Raw genomic sequence first — 4,595 nt, forward strand, 5'->3', positions numbered from 1 at the left:
TCCAGGCAGAAGGGACATTTGGAATCATCAAATACGACCGAAGGTATAAGCGAATTGTAAGAAGAGGACTGGATTCGGTAAGAGTAGAGATATTTCTTGTTTCTATCGGCCATAATCTCTATAAAATCTATAATAAGCAGATGAGACTCCGGGAAGTGGCTTAAAGAAGAAAGAGCGCACGTTTGTTGGGGTAAGGGGGATTATGCGCTTTTTACTGCTTTTTTCTTACGCTTTCCACAAAATAAAGAGGGGCTGAAAAAATGGAGTTAGAGCAACTCCATTTTTTCACAGCCCCTCTCCTTCATTATAGAGTATCTGTTTCATTTACACTGTTGAAATATGTGAATTCAATCTGTTCCGCGGTAAATGCTGCCTTAGGATTTTTCATTTGCTTCTTTACTTTTACAAGAATGCGTTTCAGCAATTCAAAATACACTTCTCTGCTATGAAATTCTGAGGGATTTCTCACGCATACAATCTGAACACATCTTTCGTCCATCTTGCATCCAAGCATCTCCCCGCAAATTAATTTATGCTCACATATCATAGCTGATATATAAACCCCAGTATTTTCATATACCTCATCCGCAGCTATTCTCCAGAACATTTCAGCCTCCTGAACTCCGAATGCCTGATCCTCTATACAAGTGAATAAAATAATATATCTCTCCGTTACTGTCATCTGTGCCGACCCTTTTTAACTATTTTATGAAAAATCTCATCTATAGTTTACATTTCTGGGATAAGACTTTCAAATTCAGGGTTTTTTTATTCATTTTTAGCAGCCTGCTTTATAATCTGATTGATATAAGTGCTTAATCCCGCCACCAGTATTCCCTGGGTAAAGGATGTAAAAAAAGCCATTGCCAACTCTTTAGGCGAGGAACAGGAACAATTAGAAAATACCCAGATTCCGCACAGCAGAATGCCTATTCCGCCCAACAGCAGAGGAATATATTTATCCTTCACAAAACTTGCATTTTTAAACCACATTCCAATAAAATACAGAACCAGAGATACCAGGACCAGCTCCGGTTTTATGTAGTTCATCACCTCTTCCATTTTGATTCCCTTCATATTCCTTTTGGTTTATTATAGAATATCCGGAGAACAATTATGCGAGATAATTTCCATTCTCGGCAATTAGAACGCCTGCCTTGAATACCTGCCGTTCCTTTGGTCCTGCAGCCACACATTCTGCTACATTTTCAGCACATACCAGAAGAAAGTCTGCACTGTTGCCTTCTGATATCCCATACTCCTCCAGCTGTAAAAGCTTCGCACCGTTCTCTGTACAGATTTTAAGGGCCAGTTCCAAATCTTCGTCTCTGCGGAAGCCATTCCTCATGGCAATAAGCTGAGCCCTCTCTATCATGTCCCCTGTACCATATGGACTCCACATATCCCTGACATTATCATTTCCGCCGCACACATTTACTCCTGCATCCAGAAGTTGTTTCACTGAAGGCACTGCAGGCACATATGCCTGCCCGCCAGTGGTAACCTGGATTCCTGCTTCGGCGAGCAGCTCCAAGAGAGAATTCGCCCTTGCTTCTTCCAGTTTTCCAAGACAAAATGCGTGGCTTATGGTCACTCGTCCCTGAAGTCCGGAAGCTATAGTATGATCGGCAATCAGCTCCATAGTAAAGGCCCCCAATTCACCGGGCTCATGAAGGTGAATATCAACCCCTTTATCAAAATGCTCAGCAAGAGAAAAAATAGCTTGCACACTTCCTTTCGGATCCCGGTCAACGGCAGCGGGATCGATTCCCCCTACCAGATCTGCCCCCATCCTTAGCGCTTCTTCCATCAGTTCTATGGTACCCGGCCGGCTCACCAACCCACTCTGGGGAAAAGCTACCAGCTCCGTAAAAAAATATTCCTTGTATTTCTCTCTGGCCTCTAATACGCCCTCCAGGCAGCTCAATCCATTTACAGTATCTACATCCACATGACTTCTCATGGCTAAAGTGCCCATAGAAATTGAGCGCTCAATAAGTTTTCCCGCCTGTGTACAGGAATCCAGTCCAATACTTTTCCGGGATTCTCTCTCATTGGCAATACGCTCAGAAAGAAGTGCCTCCAAATTATTATGGAACCACTTCATCCCAAGCATCGTCTTGTCCAAATGGGCATGAGCATCCACCAGCGGCGGAAGGAGCAGAAAGCCTGTACCGTCAAGGATTTCAGCGTCCGAAGAATTCTCAAGCTTTCCTGCCTCTGCAATAGCAGCAAACTGTCCGTCCCGCAGAAGCAAATCACGGCGTATGTCACCTGCCAGAGTTACGTTATGTATTATTTTATTCAATATTTATCCGTCCTTTCTACATCCTCTATCTAAGAATTATATCATCAATTCAGAGTCCAGGCACTATCGAAACCATGAAAGCTGTCATCTCTGTCGTTTAAACTAAAGTTAACAGCAAAAATAGAGAATACAGATCTAATTTTCCATATCCCCATATATTATCTGGATAAACATCTGCAGTACTGCGTGCAGCCCCCCTCATAATTAAAGTATTCACATCGTTACCGGTAATAGAGGTGAAATTCCCTTGAATAATAGCCCATTCAAACAGAACCGCCACCGCACCAGATGCATGTGCAGCCGCAGCACCAGTTCCTGTCAGAGACACATATCCGTTATTAGGTGAAGCGCACGGTATTTCATAACCAGGAGCCGCAATATTAGGCTTTACCAGGCCAAAACGAGTGTAACCCCTGCCAGAGGTTATTAGGATACTATCCGTGAACTGATTATAGGCACTTATAGTTAATGCATAATAGGCATTGCCCGGAGATGTGATCGTTGTGTCCGGTGTTGACTCAATAAAAAATGTGTCCTCTGAAATCAAGCCTCCTCCGGGAAGCCAGCTGTGAAAAGAGAATGGATTACTGTCAATATTCATAACACGTACACGCCAAATTCCTTCTGAGGCATTTCTTAGGCGAATCAGGATTAACTGCGTCCCATTTTCCTCTTCAATTAATATATTATTAACCCAGACATACGTTGTACTTAATATAAAATCATAGGCGGAACATCCTTTAAAGGATGGGTATACAATAGGCATCGTTTCCCCATTAGGGGCTGTTACCTGAACAGACAACCTTGCTCTAAGATCCGGCCAGATTTCAAAAGCAAAGGAGGAATCCTTTATGGAAATTCTCAGTTCAAACTCCTTGGAATAAGGCGGAGTACTTACATTGCAGTAATAATGTCCCCTTCGGTTCCCTTCATTCCCCGCTGCAACTGTTATGTTGACCTGAGGAAGCTGACATAGATAATTAATATAGCTGCTTGTTGCACCTAATGCTTCATGTCCGGTCATACTTGAACTAATGGCAAGGCAGATAACAAGGGGTCTGCCTAACCTTCTGGCAGAAGAAAATATGTAACGGATTCCAAGAATAATATCTGTCTCCTGATAGCACAGCGCGTCCTCGTTTACACAAAAAATTTTTTTCAGATTCTGCTTTGCTTCTTTCAGCTTAACAACTATTAGTTGGGCCTCCGGCACAACGCCTGAGAAGGATTGACTTGCATCAGATCTACCGGCAATAATACTGGCAATCGCAGTACCATGACCATTTTCATCATTCGTAGGTACGATTGACAGCGGATCCCCTGACTCTAACGCAAAATTAATAATCTCCCGGCTATATTCAGAACCAAATGTAAATCCTTCCGGAGGACTTTCTGTCTGTACTGTCTGATCCCAAATAGAGAGGATTCGTGTTGTATTATCACTAAATCTAAAGGCAGAATGGCGGTAATCAATTCCTGTATCAATAATACCGACGATGACCCCTCGTCCATAGAGAGATAGCAAAGGATTAGACTGGATTCGGGTAATCCCAGATCTGCTTATACTTAATTCGGATGCTAATGTGTAAAGTGTAGGGAATCTGTAATATGGATACAATCCTAAATCGCACAGATCCATGCCAGGTACTTCTGCATGTAATATACAGTGTCTATCATTTAAAGCTGTAAACGTATCATTGTTCTCTAATGTCCCTCTCCTGTTACTGACAATCAAATCATAGTAATTCTCATCTAAAATTTTATTCATATACTCTCCCGATGAATACTATATAATATAGTCATTATATGAATTATATGAATTAAGTATAACGAATTCTTTGTCTGTCACTGATTCCAGAGCAATACAAAAAAGCCCTGCAGACATTACATCTGCAGGACTTCTTCTCTCCAGGGGATGAGGGATTCGAACCCCCATCGACGGTTTTGGAGACCGGTGCTCTACCATTGAACTAATCCCCTTTATACGACTTTAAGTGGCCATCCCTAGCCACTTTCTCTTGTTATGTACTCTCAAAACTACATATACGATTTTACATCTTCTTTTTCCACTTTGCAACACTTTTCCGTTGTACTTAGATTTGCCTCTCACCAGTTCCGGCCCAACTTGCGTCTCGCCTCACTGCCTTCGGCTTCCCTAAGTGTTCAGGTCAAGCCCTCGACCGATTAGTAACAGTCAGCTCCATGCATTGCTGCACTTCCACCTCTGCCCTATCTACCTCGTCGTCTTCAAGGGGTCTTACTTCTTCTAAAGAATGGGATATCTCAT

General features: G+C 42.5%; 5 protein-coding genes, 1 tRNA gene and 1 rRNA gene. 1 reads left to right on the top strand and 6 read right to left on the bottom strand.

Going from position 1 to position 4,595, the window contains the following annotated elements:
• On the top strand, window positions 1–164 hold a 164-nt coding region (locus BUA56_RS22255; RefSeq protein WP_072854942.1), incomplete at its 5' end, for a transposase.
• 140 nt (window positions 165–304) lie between these two features.
• On the opposite strand, the gene BUA56_RS22260 is transcribed toward BUA56_RS22255, so the two are convergent.
• From BUA56_RS22260 to BUA56_RS22285, 6 genes are all read right to left on the bottom strand, one after another.
• On the bottom strand, window positions 305–607 hold the full coding sequence (locus BUA56_RS22260; RefSeq protein WP_139249526.1) for a hypothetical protein: 303 nt from the start codon (window positions 605–607) through the stop codon (window positions 305–307).
• A 161-nt stretch (window positions 608–768) separates the two neighbouring features.
• A complete protein-coding gene (locus tag BUA56_RS22265) occupies window positions 769–1,077 on the bottom strand; it encodes a phage holin family protein (RefSeq protein WP_242946858.1) in 309 nt (102 codons plus the stop codon).
• A gap of 37 nt (window positions 1,078–1,114) precedes the next feature.
• Window positions 1,115–2,308 (bottom strand): amidohydrolase family protein, encoded by a 1,194-nt coding sequence (locus tag BUA56_RS22270; RefSeq protein WP_207650967.1) that lies wholly within the window; start codon window positions 2,306–2,308, stop codon window positions 1,115–1,117.
• A gap of 97 nt (window positions 2,309–2,405) precedes the next feature.
• A complete protein-coding gene (locus BUA56_RS22275) occupies window positions 2,406–4,076 on the bottom strand; it encodes a S8 family peptidase (protein ID WP_072854946.1) in 1,671 nt (556 codons plus the stop codon).
• Window positions 4,077–4,217: 141 nt separating this feature from the next.
• A tRNA-Trp gene (locus BUA56_RS22280) sits at window positions 4,218–4,288 on the bottom strand.
• A 184-nt stretch (window positions 4,289–4,472) separates the two neighbouring features.
• Window positions 4,473–4,595: ribosomal RNA gene (locus BUA56_RS22285) — 23S ribosomal RNA — on the bottom strand; the annotation flags it as partial.

This window comes from Lactonifactor longoviformis DSM 17459 (assembly GCF_900129135.1).
GTDB lineage: Bacteria > Bacillota > Clostridia > Lachnospirales > Lachnospiraceae > Lactonifactor > Lactonifactor longoviformis.

Coding starts and splice junctions, on each gene's coding strand:
- BUA56_RS22265 (WP_242946858.1), bottom strand. CDS start 1,077: ATGAAGGGAATCAAAATGGAAGAGGTGATGAACTACATAAAACCGGAG.
- BUA56_RS22275 (WP_072854946.1), bottom strand. CDS start 4,076: ATGAATAAAATTTTAGATGAGAATTACTATGATTTGATTGTCAGTAAC.
- BUA56_RS22260 (WP_139249526.1), bottom strand. CDS start 607: ATGTTCTGGAGAATAGCTGCGGATGAGGTATATGAAAATACTGGGGTT.